Annotated in this window: 16 protein-coding genes; 2 read left to right on the top strand and 14 right to left on the bottom strand. The window is 59.6% G+C overall.

Annotated features, from left to right (window positions below; genetic code table 11):
• Positions 1–2: 2 nt before the first annotated feature.
• Positions 3–902 carry a glucose-1-phosphate thymidylyltransferase RfbA gene (gene rfbA, locus BM062_RS10980; RefSeq protein ID WP_371326577.1) on the bottom strand — a complete coding sequence of 300 codons (900 nt, stop codon included), beginning with the start codon at positions 900–902 and terminating at the stop codon, positions 3–5.
• Positions 902–1,981 carry a dTDP-glucose 4,6-dehydratase gene (gene rfbB, locus BM062_RS10975; protein ID WP_092396714.1) on the bottom strand — a complete coding sequence of 360 codons (1,080 nt, stop codon included), beginning with the start codon at positions 1,979–1,981 and terminating at the stop codon, positions 902–904. The genes rfbA and rfbB overlap by 1 nt, the downstream gene beginning before the upstream one ends.
• Positions 1,982–2,353: 372 nt before the next feature.
• On the opposite strand from rfbB, the gene BM062_RS10970 reads away from it, so the two are divergent.
• Positions 2,354–3,187 carry a symmetrical bis(5'-nucleosyl)-tetraphosphatase gene (locus tag BM062_RS10970; RefSeq protein ID WP_092396712.1) on the top strand — a complete coding sequence of 278 codons (834 nt, stop codon included), beginning with the start codon at positions 2,354–2,356 and terminating at the stop codon, positions 3,185–3,187.
• A gap of 48 nt (positions 3,188–3,235) precedes the next feature.
• On the opposite strand, the gene BM062_RS10965 is transcribed toward BM062_RS10970, so the two are convergent.
• The 6 genes from BM062_RS10965 to BM062_RS10940 form a co-directional block, all read right to left on the bottom strand.
• Positions 3,236–3,997 carry a lysophospholipid acyltransferase family protein gene (locus BM062_RS10965; RefSeq protein ID WP_092396710.1) on the bottom strand — a complete coding sequence of 254 codons (762 nt, stop codon included), beginning with the start codon at positions 3,995–3,997 and terminating at the stop codon, positions 3,236–3,238.
• Complete coding sequence (locus tag BM062_RS10960) at positions 3,994–5,283, bottom strand: dihydroorotase (protein ID WP_092396708.1); 1,290 nt, start codon at positions 5,281–5,283, stop codon at positions 3,994–3,996. Before BM062_RS10960 ends, BM062_RS10965 begins: the two co-directional genes overlap by 4 nt.
• Positions 5,284–5,418: 135 nt before the next feature.
• Positions 5,419–6,378 (bottom strand): aspartate carbamoyltransferase catalytic subunit, encoded by a 960-nt coding sequence (locus tag BM062_RS10955; protein ID WP_014004791.1) that lies wholly within the window; start codon positions 6,376–6,378, stop codon positions 5,419–5,421.
• Positions 6,371–6,892 (bottom strand): bifunctional pyr operon transcriptional regulator/uracil phosphoribosyltransferase PyrR, encoded by a 522-nt coding sequence (gene pyrR / locus BM062_RS10950; RefSeq protein WP_092396706.1) that lies wholly within the window; start codon positions 6,890–6,892, stop codon positions 6,371–6,373. Before pyrR ends, BM062_RS10955 begins: the two co-directional genes overlap by 8 nt.
• 24 nt (positions 6,893–6,916) lie before the next feature.
• Complete coding sequence (ruvX, locus tag BM062_RS10945; protein WP_092396704.1) at positions 6,917–7,336, bottom strand: Holliday junction resolvase RuvX; 420 nt, start codon at positions 7,334–7,336, stop codon at positions 6,917–6,919.
• A gap of 30 nt (positions 7,337–7,366) precedes the next feature.
• Positions 7,367–8,026, bottom strand: coding sequence for a YqgE/AlgH family protein (locus BM062_RS10940; RefSeq protein ID WP_371326576.1), 660 nt, complete (start codon positions 8,024–8,026; stop codon positions 7,367–7,369).
• Positions 8,027–8,145: 119 nt separating this feature from the next.
• Here BM062_RS10940 and BM062_RS10935 point away from each other — a divergent pair, with 119 nt between their 5' ends.
• Entirely contained in the window at positions 8,146–9,636 is a 1,491-nt protein-coding gene (locus tag BM062_RS10935) for a cryptochrome/photolyase family protein (protein ID WP_092396702.1), read from the top strand.
• Between the two features lie 55 nt (positions 9,637–9,691).
• Here the strand turns inward: BM062_RS10935 and BM062_RS10930 are convergent, their stop codons facing one another.
• The 6 genes from BM062_RS10930 to BM062_RS10905 form a co-directional block, all read right to left on the bottom strand.
• Complete coding sequence (locus BM062_RS10930) at positions 9,692–15,559, bottom strand: hybrid sensor histidine kinase/response regulator (protein ID WP_092396700.1); 5,868 nt, start codon at positions 15,557–15,559, stop codon at positions 9,692–9,694.
• 157 nt (positions 15,560–15,716) lie between these two features.
• Entirely contained in the window at positions 15,717–18,101 is a 2,385-nt protein-coding gene (locus BM062_RS10925; RefSeq protein WP_254785036.1) for a methyl-accepting chemotaxis protein, read from the bottom strand.
• A gap of 67 nt (positions 18,102–18,168) precedes the next feature.
• Positions 18,169–18,759, bottom strand: a complete 591-nt coding sequence (locus BM062_RS10920; protein ID WP_092396698.1) for a chemotaxis protein CheW — start codon at positions 18,757–18,759, stop codon at positions 18,169–18,171.
• 78 nt (positions 18,760–18,837) lie between these two features.
• Positions 18,838–19,203 carry a response regulator gene (locus BM062_RS10915; RefSeq protein ID WP_038485766.1) on the bottom strand — a complete coding sequence of 122 codons (366 nt, stop codon included), beginning with the start codon at positions 19,201–19,203 and terminating at the stop codon, positions 18,838–18,840.
• Between the two features lie 53 nt (positions 19,204–19,256).
• Positions 19,257–19,673 carry a response regulator gene (locus BM062_RS10910; RefSeq protein WP_092396696.1) on the bottom strand — a complete coding sequence of 139 codons (417 nt, stop codon included), beginning with the start codon at positions 19,671–19,673 and terminating at the stop codon, positions 19,257–19,259.
• A 160-nt stretch (positions 19,674–19,833) separates the two neighbouring features.
• Positions 19,834–19,986 carry a rubredoxin gene (locus tag BM062_RS10905; RefSeq protein ID WP_038495022.1) on the bottom strand — a complete coding sequence of 51 codons (153 nt, stop codon included), beginning with the start codon at positions 19,984–19,986 and terminating at the stop codon, positions 19,834–19,836.
• Positions 19,987–20,049 lie beyond the last annotated feature (63 nt).

Genomic DNA, 20,049 nt, shown 5'->3' with positions numbered 1-20,049 from the left:
GTTTAAAATACCTTGTCTTTCAATAGACCCAATAAATATTTGCCATATCCATTCTTTTTCAACGCCTGCGCCAATTGCTCCAACTCTGCAGTGCTGATATAGCCTTTACGATAAGCAATCTCTTCCGGGCAAGCGACTTTAAGTCCCTGACGATTTTCAATGGTGGCAATGAATTGCCCCGCCTCCAGCAACGATTCGTGGGTGCCAGTATCAAGCCATGCCATTCCTCGTCCCATCAATTCAACATTCAAAAGATGGCGCTCCAGGTAGACGCGATTGACGTCAGTAATCTCCAGCTCTCCGCGCGGTGATGGCTTTATACCAGCCGCGATATCACACACAGTATTGTCGTAAAAATACAGCCCGGTGACCGCATAGTGCGATTTGGGTTGTAATGGCTTTTCTTCGATACTGACAGCGCGGCGTTGATCATCGAATTCGACAACCCCGTACCGCTCAGGATCATGCACGTGATAGGCAAATACGGTAGAACCGTCGATACGGGCCGAGGCATCGAGTAACTGCGTTTCGAAATCGTGGCCGTAATAGATGTTGTCTCCCAGGATTAAGGCAGATGGGGAGTCACCCACAAAATCCCGCCCAATGATGAATGCTTGCGCCAAACCATCAGGCGATGGCTGTACCGCATAACTCAGTTCTATACCCCATTGCTGCCCGTCGCCCAACAGTTCCTTGAAGCGAGGTGTGTCTTGCGGCGTCGAAATAATAAGGATTTCTCGTATACCCGCCAACATCAGCGTAGTCAGTGGATAGTAGATCATCGGTTTGTCATACACCGGTAGCAGTTGTTTTGAGACCGCCATGGTGACAGGATACAAACGCGTTCCCGAACCGCCTGCGAGGATAATTCCTTTGCGGCTTTGAGATGTCGGTGCCATCATTATTTAACCTCCGCAGAGCTCTGGCGCTGCTGGTAATTTTTTTCAACCCATTTCAGATAGTCCCCGGACTGGACATCCTTTACCCAATCTTGGTTGGCCAGATACCACCGGACCGTCTTGCGGATGCCGGTATCAAAGGTTTCCACCGGTTTCCAGCCCAGTTCACGCTCGATCTTGCGCGCGTCGATGGCATAGCGGCGGTCATGGCCGGGGCGGTCGGTAACGTAGGTGATCTGGTCGCGGTAACTGCCGGCCGCCTTCGGATCGAGTTCGTCCAGGATATCGCACAGGGTATGGACCACGTCCAGGTTGGCTTTCTCATTCCAGCCGCCGATGTTGTATACCTCCCCCGGTTTACCCGCTTCCAGCACGCGGCGTATTGCTGCGCAGTGATCGCTTACATAAAGCCAGTCGCGCACTTGCTGGCCGTCGCCGTATATCGGCAGTGGCTTGCCGGCGCGGGCATTGGTGATAATCAACGGAATCAGTTTTTCCGGGAAATGGTATGAACCATAGTTGTTGGAGCAATTGGTGGTCAGCGTCGGCAATCCGTAGGTGTGGTGATAAGACCGGACCAGATGATCGGAAGCCGCTTTCGATGCCGAGTACGGACTGTTGGGCGCGTACTGCGTGTTTTCGGTAAACGGCGCATCGTCGGGCCCCAGCGTACCGTAGACTTCGTCGGTCGACACGTGCAGAAAGCGGAATGCCGTCTTTTCGGCGTCTGGCAATGCGCTCCAATAGGAGCGAGCAGCTTCCAGCAAGCCAAAAGTACCATTGACATTGGTCTCCACAAAAGCTGCAGGACCGTGAATGGAACGGTCAACATGACTCTCCGCGGCAAAGTGGACAATGGCGCGCGGTTTATATTGCGCAAGGAGGGCTGCAACTTGGGCGGTATCGCCGATATCACCGTGTACAAAGATGTGGCGCGGATCTTGGCGAACGCTCGCCAGATTGTTCATATTTCCAGCATAAGTCAGCTTATCGAAGTTAATCACAGGCTCATCATTTTGCGCCAGCCAGTCGAGTACGAAATTGGAACCGATAAAGCCCGCTCCGCCAGTAATAAATATCATGTATATATCCTAAAAATAGAGTTCTGAAGCCTTGCGCCGCAATCAGCGGATACCGCGCATTTCTTCGAAATCACCAAATTCGTGCGTAACCTTGAATTATCCACTATTCGCAAGCAATATAAGTTACCTAAATATCATTTCCCCGCATTTGACCAAGTACAGAGCGGTAAGCAATGTAACAAATTGTTGCGAAATAACAACTCAACAACACTGGACATTAAATAGTAAGCTTCAGACCACAACAAACCTTGGAAGTGCCACATTGCCCATCCTGTATTGTGTATTGCTCTTGCGGCCAAACCACAATAGGTATCTGAAAAACCGGCTAGCGATCTACAATGGCGGACTCCATTGCTTCCATCGCTGCAAAATATGACATCTATCAGTCCCACCCTATATGCCGTCGGCGATTTGCAAGGCTGCCACCAAAGCCTGCTGAACCTGTTGGAGCGCATCGACGCAGCCACCCCGGATGCACGCCTGATTTTCGTCGGCGACCTGGTCAACCGCGGCCCGCAATCGCTGGCGACGCTCAGGCTGATCCGCTCCCTCGGCGATCGCGCCCAGGCCCTGCTCGGCAACCACGACCTGCACCTGCTGGCGGCCGCGCACGGCATCCGCAAACTGCACAAGGCCGACACGCTGCAAGAGATCCTGGACGCGCCCGATCGCGACGAACTGCTTGACTGGCTCAGGCAGCGGCCGCTGGCGCTACAGGAACAGGACCATCTGTTCTTGCACGCCGGCGTGCTGCCGCAATGGTCCGCCGCCAAGACGGTCGCGCTGGCGCAGGAAGTCGAGGCTGTGCTGCGCGGCCCGCATTGGGTCGGCTTTTTGCGCGAAATGTATGGCAACCAGCCCTTGCGCTGGGACGATGCGCTGCAAGGCAACGAACGCTTGCGCTGCATCGTCAACGCGTTGACGCGATTGCGGTTTTGCACTGAGGACGGAACCATGGAGCTGGCGGCCAAGGAAAGCACCGGCATCTCCATGCCCGGCTACCTGCCCTGGTTCGATGTGCCGCAACGGCAGACCCAGGACGTGACGGTGGTGTACGGCCATTGGTCGACCCTGGGGCTGGTGCTCAGGCCGAACCTGATAGGACTGGATACCGGCTGCGTGTGGGGCGGCAAGCTTACCGCGGTACGGCTGGCCGACCGGCAGCTGTTTCAGGTCAGCTGCCCGCAAGCGCAGCGGCCGGGATAAAACTCAGGTTTCTACCGCGTCTAGGCGGCCCCGTCTGGGCGACCCCGTCTAGGCGACCCCTTCCTTTTCCGTGATCTCCAGCGCCTCGGCAATCGAAGTACGCGCGAGGACGGCCAGGTCGCGGCGATGCGATCCGGTCGTATCGATAGGCGCCAGCTGGATCAGCTCGGCTCTCATCGACGGCGCTTTCAGGATCGCCAGCATGCTTTCGGCAAACGTCATGTCGCCGATAAAATCCGCCGCCGGATGCAGCGCTCCCTGTTCATCCAGGTAGCGCAAGGCATACGGCTGCACCGGCACCTTGGCGTCGAGCGCGGCTTCGAACAGGTTGGCGTGGAAAGGCAAGAGCGAACCCTGCGCCGCCGTGGTCCCCTCAGGGAAGAAGGCAACCCGCGCGCCTGCTTCGATACTGGTCACCAGCCCCTGGAATATGCGCCGTACATCGCGCTGCTTGCCGCGTGCGATAAAAATCGTGCCGCCCTTTTCACACAGCCAGCCGATCAAGGGCCAGTCGCGGATATCCGACTTGGCCACGAACTGGCAGGTCTGGATCGAATTGATGACGAAGATATCCAGCCACGAAACATGGTTGGCGACGATCAGGGCGCGCGCCGCGGCCACACTGTCCTGCGGATTACGCAGCGTGACCCGGACCCGGCAGATCGCCAGCAGCTGGATCGACCACAGCCGTATGCGCCGCTGCCGCCCTGCGCTGTCGGTCAAGGGAAACACCGTGGCGCAAGTCCACAGGCCGACGAGCAGGTGCAGCAGCACCCGTGCCAGGCGCAAGGCGAACCGCAGCTGCTTCATGCGCGCTCAAATGCTATATGGCCAGCCACAATCGTGGTTTTCACGCGTCCGCACAGCTCATACCCGAGGAATGGCGTGTGTTTGCCCTGGCTGGCCAGTTCCTTGGCTTCCACGGTCCAGCGCACGGCGGGATCGAACAGGCAGATATCGGCGACGCTGCCGATCGTCAGCCGGCCGGCAGCCAGGCCGGCCACGCCGGCGGCGTCGGTGGTGATTTTCGCCAGCGCGCGGCTGACCCTTTGCTGCTCCGGGACCACACATTCTTCGGCCCACTTCAGGGCCAGCGACAGCAGCAGTTCGAGGCCGGTGGCGCCGGGCGTTGCTTCGCCGAACGGCAGCAGTTTTTCATCGTCGTCGACCGGCGTGTGGTCCGAGCAGATGGCGTCGACGGTGCCATCCAGCAGCGCCTGGCGGATGGCATCGCGGTCGCGCTGCGAGCGGAACGGCGGCGTCATCCTGGCGTTGGAATCGAAGAAACCGATATCGACGTCGGTCATGTGGATGTGATGGGCACCGACGTCGCAAGTGATCGGCAAGCCTTCTTTCTTGGCGGCGCGGATCAGTTCCAGTCCCGGCGCCGATGAAATGCGGCACAAATGCACGCGGGCGCCGGTCGCACGCACCAGTTCGAAAATGGTCTGCAGGCGAATCGTTTCCGCCATGGTCGGCACGCCCGACAGGCCAAGCCGCGAAGCGACTGCGCCGCTATGCGCGATGCCGCCATGCCCCAGGTAAGGATCTTGCGGCCGCAGCCAGACTGTATAGCTGAAGGTGCGTGCGTACTGCATGGCGCGCAGCAGGACGGTGGTGTCCAGGATCGGCTCTTCCGCCTGGGCGAAGCCGATGCAGCCGGCGTCGGTCAGCTCGGCCATCTCGGTCAGTTCCTTGCCCTTGAGGCCGACTGTCAACGCGCCCAGAGGATAGACATGCGCCTGGTTCAGGCTCTTGGCGCGATGCTTCAGCATTTCCACCAGGCCCGGCTCATCGAGCACCGGATCGGTATCGGGCGGACACACCAGGCTGGTGACGCCGCCCTGCATGGCTGCCTGCATTTCCGATTCCAGGGTTGCCTTGTATTCGTAACCGGGCTCGCGCAGGCGCACGCTCAGGTCGACCAGGCCCGGCGCCACCACCAGGCCGCTGGCGTCTATCGTCTTGTTGGCGGTGAAATCGGCCGGCGCGCTGCCGACGCCGACGATCTTGCCGGCGGCAATGAACAGGTCCTGCTGGGCATCGATATTGTTTGCCGGGTCAATCAGGCGGCCGTTTTTGATGTGAAGTTTCATCTGTAAAATTATTCTATATTGCGGGACAGAGTTTAAGAGTCGCCGTAGCGCGACGAATTACCCTGTCCCCAACTGGCTAAACTGGAAGTTTGGAGCTACGTAATACTGTGCAAAACAGAAACAACTACGATAACGCTAATTACCCGCCAAAATACTCATGACCGCCATCCGCACCGCAATGCCGAATGTCACCTGCGGCAGGATCACCGCCTGCGCGCCGTCGGCAACCGCCGAGTCGATTTCCACGCCGCGGTTCATCGGCCCCGGGTGCATCACGATCGCATCCGGCTTGGCCAGCGCCAGGCGTTCCGGCGTCAGGCCGTAGCTCTTGAAGAATTCCTGCGCCGACGGCAGCAAGGCGCCGCTCATGCGTTCATTCTGCAGGCGCAGCATGATGATCACGTCGACGCCTTTCAAGCCTTCGTTCATGTCGGTGAAGACGCGCACGCCCATCTGCTCCAGGCCGCTGGGCAGCAAAGTGCGAGGGCCGATGGCGCGCACTTCCGGCACGCCCAAGGTGGTCAATCCATGGATGTCTGAACGCGCCACGCGGCTATGCAAGATGTCGCCGACGATCGCCACTGTCAGGTTGCTGAAGTCTTTCTTGTAGTGGCGGATCGTGTACATGTCCAGCAAACCCTGGGTCGGGTGGGCATGGCGGCCGTCGCCGGCGTTCACCACATGGACGTGATGCTGCCGGGTATCGGTCAGGTGCTTGGCGATCAGGTACGGAGCGCCTGACTGCGCGTGGCGCACCACGAACATGTCGGCGTGCATGGCCGACAGGTTGTCGATGGTGTCCAGCAGCGATTCGCCCTTGCTGGCGCTGGAGGCCGAGATATTCAGATTGATGACATCGGCCGACAGGCGCTTGGAGGCGATTTCGAAAGTGGTGCGGGTGCGCGTGGAGTTTTCAAAGAACAGGTTGAACACGCTTTTGCCGCGCATCAGCGGCACTTTCTTGACATCGCGGTCGCTGACGCCGACAAAGGAAGAAGCTGTGTCCAGGATATGCGTGACGACGGAAGTCGGCAGTCCCTCGATCGTCAACAGATGTTGCAGTTCGCCGTTTTTATTGAGTTGGGGATTAAGCATTGGATTGGATGATTAAAGTGAAGCTGCCGTCGTCGGCGCGTTGAAGTTGTAAGGACTGGCCCGGTTGCAGCGTCACCGCATCGGCGATGAAATCGGCGGCTACCGGCAAGTCGCGCTCGCCACGGTCGATCAGCGCCGCCAGCATGATTTTCCTGGGGCGGCCGTAGTCGAACAATTCGTTGATCGCCGCACGCGTGGTGCGGCCGGTGTACAGCACGTCGTCCACCAGCAGGATGGTGGCGTCGTCGACGTCGAACGGAATCTGGGTCGGCTTGATGTCGGCGCGCAATCCCTTTTCGGAAAAGTCGTCGCGGTAGAACGAGACATCGATAAAGCCAAGACGCTCAGCCGGATTCAGGCGCAGGGCCGCCACCAGGCGTTCGGCGATCCAGGCGCCGCCAGAGTAGATGCCGATGACAGCGACATTGTCGGCCTGCGCCAGGGCTGCCGTTACTTTTGCCTCAAGCACCTGGTACAGCGCTTCGGCATCGAATTGGGGAGTGGTTGTAGTCATTGCATCTTCACCGCTAAGTCAAGGTCATACAGATAAATCGTCAGGCAAACCGTCAAAATACTGCTGCAGGATGATCGCGGCAGCCTGGTCGTCGATCACATCTCCCCGCTGCTGCTTGATCACCGCCGACGAATAGCGTTCATCGACCAGCACCGTGGCGACATCGTAGCGGCCGTGCAGCTGGTTGGCAAAACGCTGGCAGCGGACGCTCATCTCGTGCGTTGCGCCGTCCGGATGCAAGGGCAGACCCACTACGCACAACACCGGCTGCCATTCTTTGACCAGGGCCGAGATTTCGGCAAACTTGCCGTCGTTGGTGGCTGCGCTGATGACCTGCAACGGCTGCGCCTGCTTCAGCACGGTGTTGCCGACCGCCACGCCGATGCGTTTCAGGCCGAAATCAAATCCCAGCACGGTGCCTGCAATGTCCGTCACGCCAGCCATGCCAGGTTCCCGCACAGATCTTTCGGCAACTCACGCACGCCCGGATTCCGAGGTCAGCATGTACGGCGAAATCCCCAGCAGATTCACCGCGGCGGCAAACCGCTCGGCAATCGGCAATTCAAAAATGATGGCGGGGTCGGCGGCGACAGTCAGCCAGCCGTTGTGGACAATCTCGCTTTCCAGCTGGCCGGCGCTCCAGCCGGAACAGCCGAGGCTGACCAGGATGCGCTGCGGGCCGCTGCCATGCGCCACTTCTTCCAGCACGTCCTTGGAGGTGGTCATGGCGATCTGGTCCGTCACTTTCAAGGTTGAGGAATAATTCTTGATCGGCGCATGCAGCACAAAACCGCGCTCAACCTGGACCGGGCCGCCAAACATGACGGGCCGGTCGGCGATCGGGTCGTCGAAACCCAATCCAGGGCTGATTTCAAGCTTGAGATCGATGCGGTCGAACAATACCTGCATGGTCATGTCGGTCGGCTTGTTGATCACCACGCCCAGCGCACCGTTGGCATTATGTTCACACAAATACACCACGGTCCCGCCGAAAACGGGGTCCAACATGGAAGGCATTGCAATAAGGAAATGATTTGTCAGATTCAAAGGAGGGGAATCAGCGCCAGCCTTCGCACCGCCCTTGCGCGCGGGAGAATCGTCCGGAGTTGTATCTAGCTTGGCCATGGACCGCATTTTATCAGTTTTGAATACGCTAAAGCCGCTTTGAATAGTGTCGCATGTCGGGTAAAGTCCCCGCAAGCCGACTCGGCGTTGCCCCGCAATCATTCATTTTTCATACCTAACGCACCCTCATGCTGAAATTTGAGAAATCCCTGGTCTGGTTTCGCCGCGATTTGCGCATGTACGATCACGCTGCCCTGTACCACGCCTTGAAAACCAGCGCAGCGGTGTTCTGCGTGTTCGTGTTCGATACCGATATCCTGCAGCCATTGCTGAATGCCGGCCTGAGCGCCGACCGCCGGGTTGAATTCATCCACGGCAGCGTGATCGAACTCGACCTAGAATTGCGCAAATTAGGCAGCGGACTGCTGGTGCGCCACGGCGCCGCCGGAGAGGTCATTCCTGCGCTGGCAAGGCAACTCGGCGTCAACGCCGTGTTCAGCAACCACGACTATGAACCGCAGGCGCGGCAGCGCGATGCCGATGTCGCCGCATTGCTGGCCGCCGATGGCCGAGTCTGGCGCAGCTACAAGGACCAGGTGATTTTTGAGCGCGACGAAATACTGACCATGGCAGGCCAGCCGTTCTCGATATTCACGCCCTACAAGAACGCCTGGATGAAAAGGCTGGCGGCAGCCGATGGCTCTTCTTTCTTGAAACCCTACCAGGTAGAAAAATATGCGGCACGCCTGACCTCGCCGTCCTCCTCTCCTCCTGAAACAATCCCCAGCCTGGCCGCGCTGGGATTCAAGAAAACCAATCTGCGAGAACTCGAGATCGCGCCAGGCATGTCTGGCGCCGCCGCCCTGCTGGAAGATTTCATGGAGCGTATCGGGCGGTATGGCCAGAGCCGTGATTTTCCCGCCGTCAAGGGACCATCGTATCTTTCAATACACCTGCGCTTTGGCACCATCTCGATTCGCACGCTGGCCCGCGCCGCGTATCAGACCTTGCACCAGGGCGCTGCTGCAGGAGGTGCTGCGGTATGGCTGTCGGAATTGATCTGGCGCGATTTTTATTTCATGATCCTGCATCATCATCCGCATGTGGCACTAGCCGCCTTCAAGCCAGGCTATGACGCCATCCAATGGGAAAGCGGTGAACGCGCACGCAGTTTGTTCCAAGCCTGGTGCGACGGCCACACCGGTTATCCGCTGGTGGATGCCGCCATGCTGCAACTCAATCAGAGCGGCTATATGCACAATCGCCTGCGCATGGTGGCTGCCTCCTTCCTGATCAAGGATCTCGGCATAGACTGGCGTTGGGGGGAACGTTATTTTGCCGAGCGCCTGAACGATTTCGATCTCGCCGCCAATAACGGCGGCTGGCAATGGGCCGCGTCGTCGGGTTGCGATGCGCAACCCTATTTCCGCATTTTCAATCCGCTTACCCAATCCGGGAAATTCGATGCCGATGGCAAGTTCATCCGCCGCTACCTGCCGCAACTGTCAGCGCTCGACAGCAAACACATCCATGCGCCATGGCTAGCGCCCGCACGGGAACTGGAACGGGCCGGAATCAAGCTCGGACAGGACTACCCGCTGCCGCTGGTGCAGCATGACGAAGCACGTAAAGCAACCTTGCTGCGCTACGGGGTCGTAAAAAAAATGAATGCGGAGTAAGAGAAATCCATGCGCGTGTGCGGAAAATGCATCTTCCGCACGCGCGCATGAAAGGTTACTGCAGAGTGTTGACTTCTTTGTTGATGAACGACTTGATGGTGCTGATCAGCTCATCTTCCTGGTACGGCTTGCCCAGGTACTCGTTGACGCCCAGCTCCATTGCATAGCTGCGGTGCTTGGCCGCCGTACGCGAGGTGATCATGATGATGGGAATATGGCGTGTGCGGTCGTCATTGCGGATGTTGCGGCTCAGGTCGAAACCATCCATGCGCGGCATTTCAATATCCACCAGCATCACGTCCGGCGTAATCGCCTGCAGCTGCTCCAGCGCATCGACGCCGTCTTTCGCCAACACCACCTGGTAACCTTCGCGCGACAGCAGGCGCTGGGTAACCCGGCGCACGGTCAGCGAATCGTCGACCACCATCACCACGCTCTGGCTGCGCAAGCCCTGTACTGCCTGGGCCGCGTGCGGTGTGCCGGATTCGGCGCCGACGCTCATCTCCGCTACCGCGCCCAGCGTCTCGTGGGTAGCCAGGTGCGATTGCTTCGGCGCCCGCAATTCGTGGGACGTATTGAATAACTGCCGCATTGCCAGCGGCACCGGATTCAAGATCAGCACGATATCGCCAGAACCCAGCACGGTTGCACCGGCAATCCCGATCATCCGCGACAGCTGCGGGCCGATGTTCTTGACCACGACTTCTCGGTTGCCGACGATTTCATCGACGTGTATCGCTACCCGGTCGTTGCCGCTGCGCAGGATGATGATAGGCGAATATTGCTGCGCCACCGGCACCATGTCGGTATCGCCCAGCAAGGTCGACAGATATTGCAGCGGCACTTTATGGCCTTGCCAGATCAGCGAACCATCGTTGTAGGCCGCGGCCAGCGCCTTCGCCTTCAATTGCTGCACCTGCTCGACCAGCGCCGACGGCACCGCATACGTGCTGCCGCCCGTGGTCAACAGCACCACCTGGGTGACGGCCAGCGTCAACGGCAGGTGGATCGTGAAATGCGTGCCCTGGCCAGGATCGCTGCTGACCGAGACACGGCCGCCCAGCGATGCTGCTTCCGAGCGCACCACGTCCATGCCGACGCCGCGGCCGGCCAGTTCGGTGACGTCTGCAGCGGTGGAAAAGCCGGGACGGAAAATCAGGTCGGTGGTTTCCAGGTCGGATATCTGCTCGTCGCTTTCCAGCAAGCCGATCGTGCGCGCCTTGTCGCGGATGCGCTGCAGGTTCAAGCCCTGGCCGTCATCCGACAGCTGGATCAGGATTTCATTGCCGTCCTGGCGGATTTCAATCTTCAATTCGCCGGTTTCGTTCTTGCCGGCAGCGCGCCGCGCTTCACGCGATTCGATGCCGTGCACGATCGCGTTACGCAGCAAATGCTCGAACGGGGCGATCATTTTTTCCAGCACGCTGCGGTCGATTTCCACGTTGCTGCCGCGGATATCGAGGTTGACCCGCTTGTCCAGTTCCTTGGCGACCTGGCGCGTGAGCCGGTACAAACGCTCGGCGATGCTGGCAAACTGCACCATGCGCACATGCATCAGGTCCTGCTGCAGGTCACGCGTCAGGCGGCGCTGGGTCAGCAAGTCGGCGTTGGCGCCGTCTACCGTATTGGTCAGGTTCTTTTGCAGCGAGGCGACGTCATTGACGCTTTCGGCCATCATCCGGGTCAGTTCCTGCAACCGGGTAAAGCGGTCGAATTCAAGCGGGTCGAATTCGCGTTCGCCGGCCAGCGTCATGCGCGAGCTGATCTGCGCTTCCGCCTGGATTTCGATTTCCCGCAACTGGCCGCGCAGGCGGTCGACGTTTTCGGTCAGTTCCGACAAGGAAATCTGCAAGGTGCCGATGCCTGATTCCAGCCGCGAACGTGTGATCGATACTTCACCGGCCTGGTTAACCAGCCGGTCCAGCACTTCGGCGTTGACGCGCACCTGCGACACCAGGCCGGTGGCGCTGGTAACCGCGGGCACCGGCGCCACGCCAGCGGCCAGCGACGGCATCACGCTCGGCAGGTTGACAGGGTCGTGCGCTTCCGGCGCAGGCGCGGCGGCTACGACCGGCTGCTGCGCCTGTGGATTACGCAGGTTCTCGAACATCTGCACGCCGCGGTCATAATGCGCCAGCAATTCGTCGATGGTGTGCCGCGAAGAGCTGCCCGTTTGCAGGATCACTTCGATATGGCTTTCCATCTCGTGCATGTGCTGGCCCAGCACCATCGCGCCGGCCATGCGGGCGCTGCCCTTGATGGTATGCAAATGGCGCAGGATCGCTTGCGACGGCTTGACGTCGGCAGGGTTTTGCTGCCAGCTGCGCAGGGCGCTGCCGATTTGCGGCAGCATGTCGCTGCCCTCTTCCAGGAATATCGGCAGCAAGTCAGGATCCAGTTCATCCCGCACCACCAGCGACGGATCGATCTCTTCCTTCGCCGGCTCAAACAACTGCTGCACGGCTGCGGCCGGGGCCTCAGCCAGAGGCTGCATATCGCTTGCCTCAGCCGGAACGCTTGCGCTTGTTTCTTCAATGATCGCAGGGACCACATGGAGATGGCTCTCGACCACCGGCTCCGTAATCTCGGCAACCGCTTGCGGCGGCGCGACGTCGACAGCGGCTATCGTCTCGTCGACGGTTTCCGGCAACGTTTCCACGCCGCGCGATTCCTGGCCCTGCCACAAACTATCCAGGCTGCTGACCAAGGCCGGCTCGTAATACGGCATGTCGCCTTGCGAGAACTGCTGCAGCATCCATTTGATCCGCTCGACGCCAAACTGGAGCGTGTCGTAGTCGGTTCCGTGCAGGCTGCTCGGCTGCAGCGCCATCCGCTGCAATGCCATCTCCAGCGCATGCGCCACTTCCTGCAAAGGCTTGAAACCAACCGTGGCGGAACTGCCTGCCAGCGAGTGGGCGGCATGGACCGACTGCGTCATGACCGGCCGTTCCGGCTCATGCCGCCATTCGGCGAAATCGTGCGACAGGTGACGGACCAGCTGGTCCGTCTCGGCCAGGTAGATATTGTAGAGCGGCAGGCTGATGGTCAGGTCGCCGATCTGCTTGGTGCTGTCGTCATGGCGGATTTCCTGCATGCCAGGAAAGGCGATCACTTCTGCGCTGGCGGTCGCTGCCACCGGCGCTGCTTCGATGGCCGCGGATTCCGCAACGGCTTCCGCCTGCGCCTCAAACTGGATTTCCGGCAACCGGGTTTCTTCCACAGCCGCAGGCTGCGAAGCAGCGGTAAACAAGGCCAGGGCGTCGTCGCTCAGCTGGATTTCTTCGGCCTGCGCCGGCAACTCAAGCAGATCGCTGAATTCCAGCAGCTCCTCCGGCTCAGCCACCGCAACGGCTGCAGGATCGGCAAATGGTCCGCCGTCACGCACCCGCGCGGCGATCTCGGCCAGTGCGTCAGGCGTCTGTTGCGAATGCCCATGCTGCTGGATTTCCTTTACCCAGCCGTCCAGCTGGGTCACGGCATGGTCCAGCAAGGCGTTCAGGTCGGCGCTCACCGCACGCGATTCAGACAGCCACAGGTTCAATACCTGTTCAATGCTCCAGGCTGCTTCGCCGAAAGCGTTCAAGCCGATCATGCGGCCGCTGCCCTTGAGGGTATGGAATGCGCGGCGCAGTACTGTCAGGGGTTCTTGCTTATGCGGGGCGTCGTGCAGCTGCAGTTGCGGCAGGGTCTGCCTGGCGTTCGTCAGGACCTCGTCCGCTTCGGACAAAAAAATCTCACGCAGTTCGGCGTCAGCCTCCTCGTCGCTTACTGCTGCCGGCGCTACCGGCGCTGCGGCTTCCGCCGTGTGCAGCGGCACGATGGTGGTGACGATTTCCGCCAGCGACTGCTGGGATGCGGAAAAATCCGGATGATCGAGGATATCGATGGCTGCCTGGGCGCGGTCGGTAGCTTCGGGATTGTCGCTCAAGGCGGCATCGACCCGCATCTGCACCAGCGACTCTTTCAGCCGTTCCTGCAATTCCGGATCATGCGGCTGCGCGGTCAGGGACAGCGCCAGTTCCGCCGATTCCTGCTGGTGCTGCAGCAACTCGTCTTCCACCGTCGCCAGCTCAGGCAAGGATGGCAAACTGTCGCCTGCGGCGGCCTGGGTTTGATTGTCGGATTCAGACGACGGCACTACCGGATCAGGCTGCGGAGCCGCGACCACGGCGCGCCGTTCCAGCAGGTTGATGCGGAACACGCCCGCTTCTTCGTCAAAAGTGAAATGGTTGTTCTGGGTATCCGACTGATGCTGCAGCGTTTCGATAAAGAAGCTGAGCGCGCCGATGTTTTGCGCAATCCGCTCGAATTCTTTCTGCTCCGGCACTTGCGGCACCGGCGCGCTGCCCTCGGCGGCAAAGCGCTGCAGGGTGCTGCGCGTATGTTCGACCACGCGCATGGCGTCGCTCTGTTCCTGGATCGCCAGCGCGCCCTGGATCTGGTGCAATACCTGTTCGATCTGGGCCAGCACTTCGCGCCGCTCCGGATCGTTGAAGAATTCGTCCAGCATCTTTTCGACCTGGCGCAGGCTGGACAGCATTTCAGAAGCCAGCATCTTGACCGTCTGGCGCTGCTGCGCCTCGCGATAGATATCGTCGATCCATTGCGCCGGCTTGCCCAGCGTCTCGCCGGATACGACCGACAGCAGGCGCGCCGTCATCGCATCCGCGCGCTCGGAAAAATTCTCCGGCAGGCGGCTGATGTGGTTCAGCGTGTTTTCGATAAACAGCAGGCTGGTGGCGATCTCCATGCAGATCGCATCGCCCGGCCGCGAATGTGCAGCATGGCGGGCAATGCCGTTGAGTTCGCGCAGCAGCTTCGACAGCGACGGCGCGTTCAGCCGGCTGCCGGCTTCGCTCAAGCCATGCATTTCCTGTTCGAAGGCAGACGCCGGGCTGGCGTCGCCGCTGGCCAGGCGGTCCCACATGTTCTTGGCCTGCGCCAGGCGGTCCTTGGCAGTGCTCAAGGCATCCAGGCTGATCTGGCCGTAGTGGCGCGTGCTGTAGTCGGCCGGCACCAGGCCGTTGAGGCGATAGGCGACACGGATCTGGGTCGCCAGCTTGGAAGTCTGCTCGATGCCGGCGATAAAGAACAAGGCGTCGCGCAACAGCCGCTCCGAAATGCTCGACGAACCCTGGCTCAGGCGGCGCAGCTGCAGGTTGATGCGGGCAAACAGCTGCTTGACGTAGAGCTCGTTCGACACCTGGTCAGTGGCGACCGCTTCGGCGAAGCCATGCATCACCCACCAGAACGCGCGCGATTGCTGGTTGCGCTGCATCTGTTCGACTTCGGTCACCACCGTTTGCATCGCGGTGGCGTTTTCCAGTTCAATCGCCTTGTCGGCGCTTTTCAGGAACGGCAGCAGCGCGCGCTCGAAGCGCTTGCGCAACGGCAGGTAAACCTCCGCCTGGACCGCCGCGGCCTGCTCTGCCGCAGGGAAATGGGGGCGAATCGTCAGGTCGGGGAAAAACAGGTCGGCCGGATGGATGCGTTCAGCGCCGCGGATCTCCAGCAGCGCCTGGTAATACGGAAACAGGCGGACCGGCTGGTGGCTGCCGCCGGCCAGCACTTCGTCCAGGTATTCGATCAGCGCCTGGTAGGCATTGCCGATAACCTGCGCATGCTGCGCGCTCAGTTCGGCATGGCCGGATTCGGCGCGTTCAAGTATGTCTTCAACCGTTTCGGTGATGATGGTGACGCCGTCGATATCGACCATCTGCAAAGCGCCGTGCGCCTGGTGCAGGTAGGTCTTGGCGTGGCGGACGGCTGTCAGGTAATCGTCGCTGGCAACGTCGCCGGCTTGGGCCAGGGCGGCGCCGGACTGGTTCAGCGCCTCGCGAATTTCGCTCATCACCCATGACAACGGTCCGGTATCAAGGTGCGTCCGCGCAGAGTCAGCGGTGCTGGAAAAATCGGTGGTCATGACTGCCTCATGGATTCAGGGAGTGGCCAGGGAATCGACCACGATGCATATCCATTGCCCGGGCATGCGACAACAGCGCAAGCCCCGGGCAAGGATGCCGTGCCTGCTGGTCCCGGTTCAATGACAACAAACGGGGCAGCAAACACGGTGCCACACATTAATTGGTCACGCGGAAACGCGATACCGAGCTCTTCAAATCTTCTGCCAGCTTGGACAGTTCACGAATCGACAAGGCCGTCTGTCGTGTACCTTCCCGTGTTTTTTCAGTCACCGAAAGAATGTTTTGAATGTTGGTAGCCACGCCGTTTGCCGAGTTGGCCTGCTGCTCGGTTGTGGAAGAAATGCTTTGAATCAGTTCCGCCAGGCGGTTCGAAACGCGCCGGATATCCGACAAGGCCGCACCGGCCGCATCTGACAGCTTGGCTCCTTCGACCACCCCTTGCGTCGAACGCTCCATCGCCACCACCGCATCGTGGGTGTCGGTCTGAATGGTGCGCACTAGCGCACCGATCTGCTTGGTCGCCGCGCCGGAACGTTCCGCCAGGCGCTGAACTTCTTCCGCCACCACCGAGAAGCCGCGGCCCGCTTCGCCTGCCGAAGCCGCCTGGATCGCCGCATTCAGCGCCAGCACGTTGGTCTGTTCGGTAATGTCGGAAATCAGTTCGGTGATTTCACCAATTTCCTGTGACGATTCACCCAGCCGCTTGATGCGCTTGGAAGTTTCCTGGATGTGCTCGCGAATTTCATTCATGCCTGAGATCGCGTTTTCCACCGCCTTGGAGCCTTCTTCAGCCGCACTAACCGATTGCCGCGCCACTTCAGCCGACTCGCTGGCCGATTTGGAAACGTCGGTAATCTGGGTCGCCATGTCCAGGACCGCTTGCGTGGTTTCCTGAATATCGCGCGACTGCCGCTGCGACGCCGCCAGCAGTTCGATCGAAATGCTTTGCGCCTGGTCCGACGCGATCGTCACCTGCTGGGCGGTGGCGGTAACCCGTCCTACCAGCCCGCGCAACTCTTCCACCGTATAGTTCACCGAGTCGGCGATCGCGCCGGTAATGTCTTCCGACACCGTCGCCTGCACCGTCAAGTCACCGTCCGCCACTTCCTGCAATTCATTCATCAGGCGCAAAATCGCGGCCTGGTTCTGGTCGTTGGCGTTACTGGCATCTTCTTCCTGCTTGATCGCTTGCAGACGCTGTTCTTCCGCTTCCATCCGGCGCACATCGGCTTCATGGGTACGGTGACGTCCGTCCTGCACCTGGACCCAGGCAATCCCGGCCGCTGCCAGCAGGGTAACCAAGGCAGCCAGCAGCATCAGCCAGAACCAGATGCTTTGCGAGTCCTGCGCGTCGCGATAGGTATCTTGCAATGCGCCCAGGCGTTGCTTGAGGCTTTCGTTCTCGGTAAAGATCAGCTGTTCCGATTGTTTCGCCGAAACGAAGTTCTGCATGTTGCCCAGGATCGATGCCACCGATTCCTGGTACTCGGCAAAGCTCTTTTCCAGTTCAGTCAGCTTGCTGCGCTCTTCTTCGCTCTTGCTGGCCGGCAGGCGCAATACATCGCTGCCGTTCAGGAAGCCGCTGACGATGTCGCGGAAAGTATTGGTGTCCTTGCCCAGCAAGAACGCGGTTTCCGGGTTCACGCCTTCGGAGGTCAGGAATTCATTGGCGCTGCGGCCGAGACGCTGGGTCAGCATGACCAGCTGCGAGGAAGCCGCGATTTCGCGCGGAGTGGCGCCGGTCTGGGTTTTCAGTGTCGCGATCTGTTCTGACAAATCGAGCAGGTTAGGCGAGATGCCGTTCAGTTTTTGCAGCGTCACACCGAAGCTGGTCAATTCCTTTTGCAGCTTGAGGATGGTCTCCGCAGCCTTGTCGGTATTCGACCAGACCTTGTCGACTTCGGCCAGCTTGGAACCCATGGTGGCGCTAGGGGTGCCGATATCGTGCCCCTTGTAGTCGCCGCCCTTGCGCAGGATGCCCAGGTCTTGGTTGAATTCCTTGCGGCTGTCGGCCAGCTGCTTGAACGCTTCAGGGTTACCCTGAATCGCATTCGGCGTCGCCTTACCGATACGCTGCGAGTGCATCAGCGCATCGCCGGCGATCTGGGTCTGGGTCGAGCTCATCGCTGAACTCTTGGCGCTCAGCCACAGGAACAGGATAGTCAGCAGCAACGCGCCGACCAGCACGGTCACCAGCAGGCGGATCTGCTTTTGCTGCGGCAGTTTGCCGATCAGCGGCAATGGCGAGGAGTCAGGACTGGCGAGGCTGGCGGCGGCACTGGTGAAAGACGGTGCAGCGGCGGGTTCCTTGGCAGCTTCCTGAGGAGCGGCGGCAAACGCCGGGGCAGCGGCCGCTTGCGGCGCGGCGGCCGGCTTCGGCAACGGCGCCAGCAGCGCCACAGGCGGCGGTTCAGGCATGAAACGCTCTTCCATGACGGTCTGCTCCGGATCATGCATCAATGCTTCCTGCACGAAACGATCGCCCGCTTCGCCCTGCTCTTCCTTGGCCGCCTTGGATAAAGACGGTAGTTTGAATGCCATTACAGAATCTCCTAATTGCAAATTCGCTGCCACCGGATACCGCTGCAGTTGCAACGGCACCTGGGACTCATAAACCTACTTGTAAAAAACGAGGGTCGTGCAAGATCTGGGCCATGCTCAGCTCGGTCCAGAGCTGCGAGTCACTGTCGAGATAGCGCTTGGCGCCTGCCTGGTCCAGCGGCTCCGGGGCTTGCAGGGTCATCTGGGCGACGTTGCGCAAGCCCAGGACGCGAGAAACCAGCAAGCCGCTGTTGAACGAAAACGATGGTGCAAAAGCGACAATCCGGCATTCTTTGTCAATTTGCGTCACCCCATGGCCCTGGAAACGCGCAAAATCGATCACGCTGATCAGCGTGCCGCGCACATTGCTCAGTCCCAGGTACCAGTCGTGGGTCAACGGCACCCGCGAGATCTGGTCGACCGCGACGATCTCGCCCGCCTCTTGCAAATTCAGCAGCCAGCGGGTCTGCCCGATCAGCAAGCCGAGCTGGCTTTCCTGTGCTTCGGTGCCGCTGCGCGCAGCCTGCATCCGTTCCAGCAAGTGCGACTGGAATTCACGCAGCCGGCTGCGGCGCGAGTCGGCGTCAAGGGCGACCTTGTTGACGGGTAGCGACGAGGGCGATGTTTCCGCCGTCAGATGCGAGCTAGATTGGGTCATATTGATTGGGCGCTCATTTCGCGTAAACTTGGCTAGATTCGTCGGCTTAAATTCAGCAACCTTGAAACCGGCGTCCGATTAACCAAGCGCAGCGATTTTCGCCAGCAGTTCTTTCGGATCGATAGGTTTCACCAGGTAGTCGCGCGCACCTTGGCGCAGGCCCCAGATACGGTCGGTTTCCAGGCCCTTGCTGCTGCAGATGATGATGGGGATGTCCTTGGTGTCGTCGTCGCGCGTGATCGAGCGCGTCACCTGGAAGCCGTTCTGGCCCGGCATCACCACATCCATCAGGATCAGCTGCGGCTTGTCGGCCTTGATCTTGTCGAGGATGCCTTCGCCGTTTTCGGAAGTCGACACCGAGTAGCCGGCCTTCGCCAGGATATCGGTCAGGAAATAACGCTCGGTTGGCGAGTCGTCGACGATGAGAATCTTCTGTATGGCCATGTTCAACCTTTATTTGCTTCGTACTTCAAATTATGTAAATCAGTCAGCCTGCTTCATGCAATGACCGGGATAGCACCGTCCGCTGTCTGCGTGTGCTGGCGCACCGCCTTCAGCAGACTGTCTTTGGTAAACGGTTTGGTGAGATATTCGTCGGAACCGACCATGGCGCCGCGTGCGCGGTCAAACAAGCCGTCCTTCGACGACAGCATGACCACCGGCGTAGCATGGAATTTAGCGCTCTTCTTGATCAGCGCGCAGGTCTGGTAACCATCCAGGCGCGGCATCAGGATGTCGCAGAAAATCAGCGCAGGCTTGTGATCGTTCACTTTCGCCAAGGCATCGAAGCCATCTTCGGCAAGTACGACCTGATAACCAGCCTGGCTCAGGAAAATTTCCGCGGACCGCCGGATAGTGCTGCTATCGTCAATGACCATTACCTTCAGGTTGACGCCGCCAAGTGATGTTGTCATGAAATCGTCTCATTCAATCCAAATAAATCTACGGCGTCACTGTAACAAAGAAAGACATTCCTTAGAACAATGTTTATGAAGGGCAGCCGATAAAGTTCAATTTATTTTGTAACTTGAGACAATAACTTGATATTCCTGCAATGAAAATGTGGTATTTGGCTTAAATGGCAACCATTTCAAAGTCTTCCTTGCGCGCGCCGCATTCCGGGCAAGTCCAGTTCATCGGCACATCGTCCCACAGTGTGCCGGGAGCAATGCCTTCTTCCGGCAAACCGGCCTCTTCGTCATAGACCCAGCCGCAAATCAGGCACATCCAGGTTTTGAACTCTGTGGATTTGGTAGTTTTGGTAGTTTCGTCATTGCTCACAGCGGTGAT

Origin of the sequence: Collimonas sp. OK412 (assembly GCF_900112135.1) — a bacterium.
In the GTDB taxonomy this organism is placed as follows: Bacteria; Pseudomonadota; Gammaproteobacteria; order Burkholderiales; family Burkholderiaceae_D; genus Collimonas; species Collimonas rhizosphaerae.
This window is presented reverse-complemented; position numbering and strand designations above follow the sequence as displayed.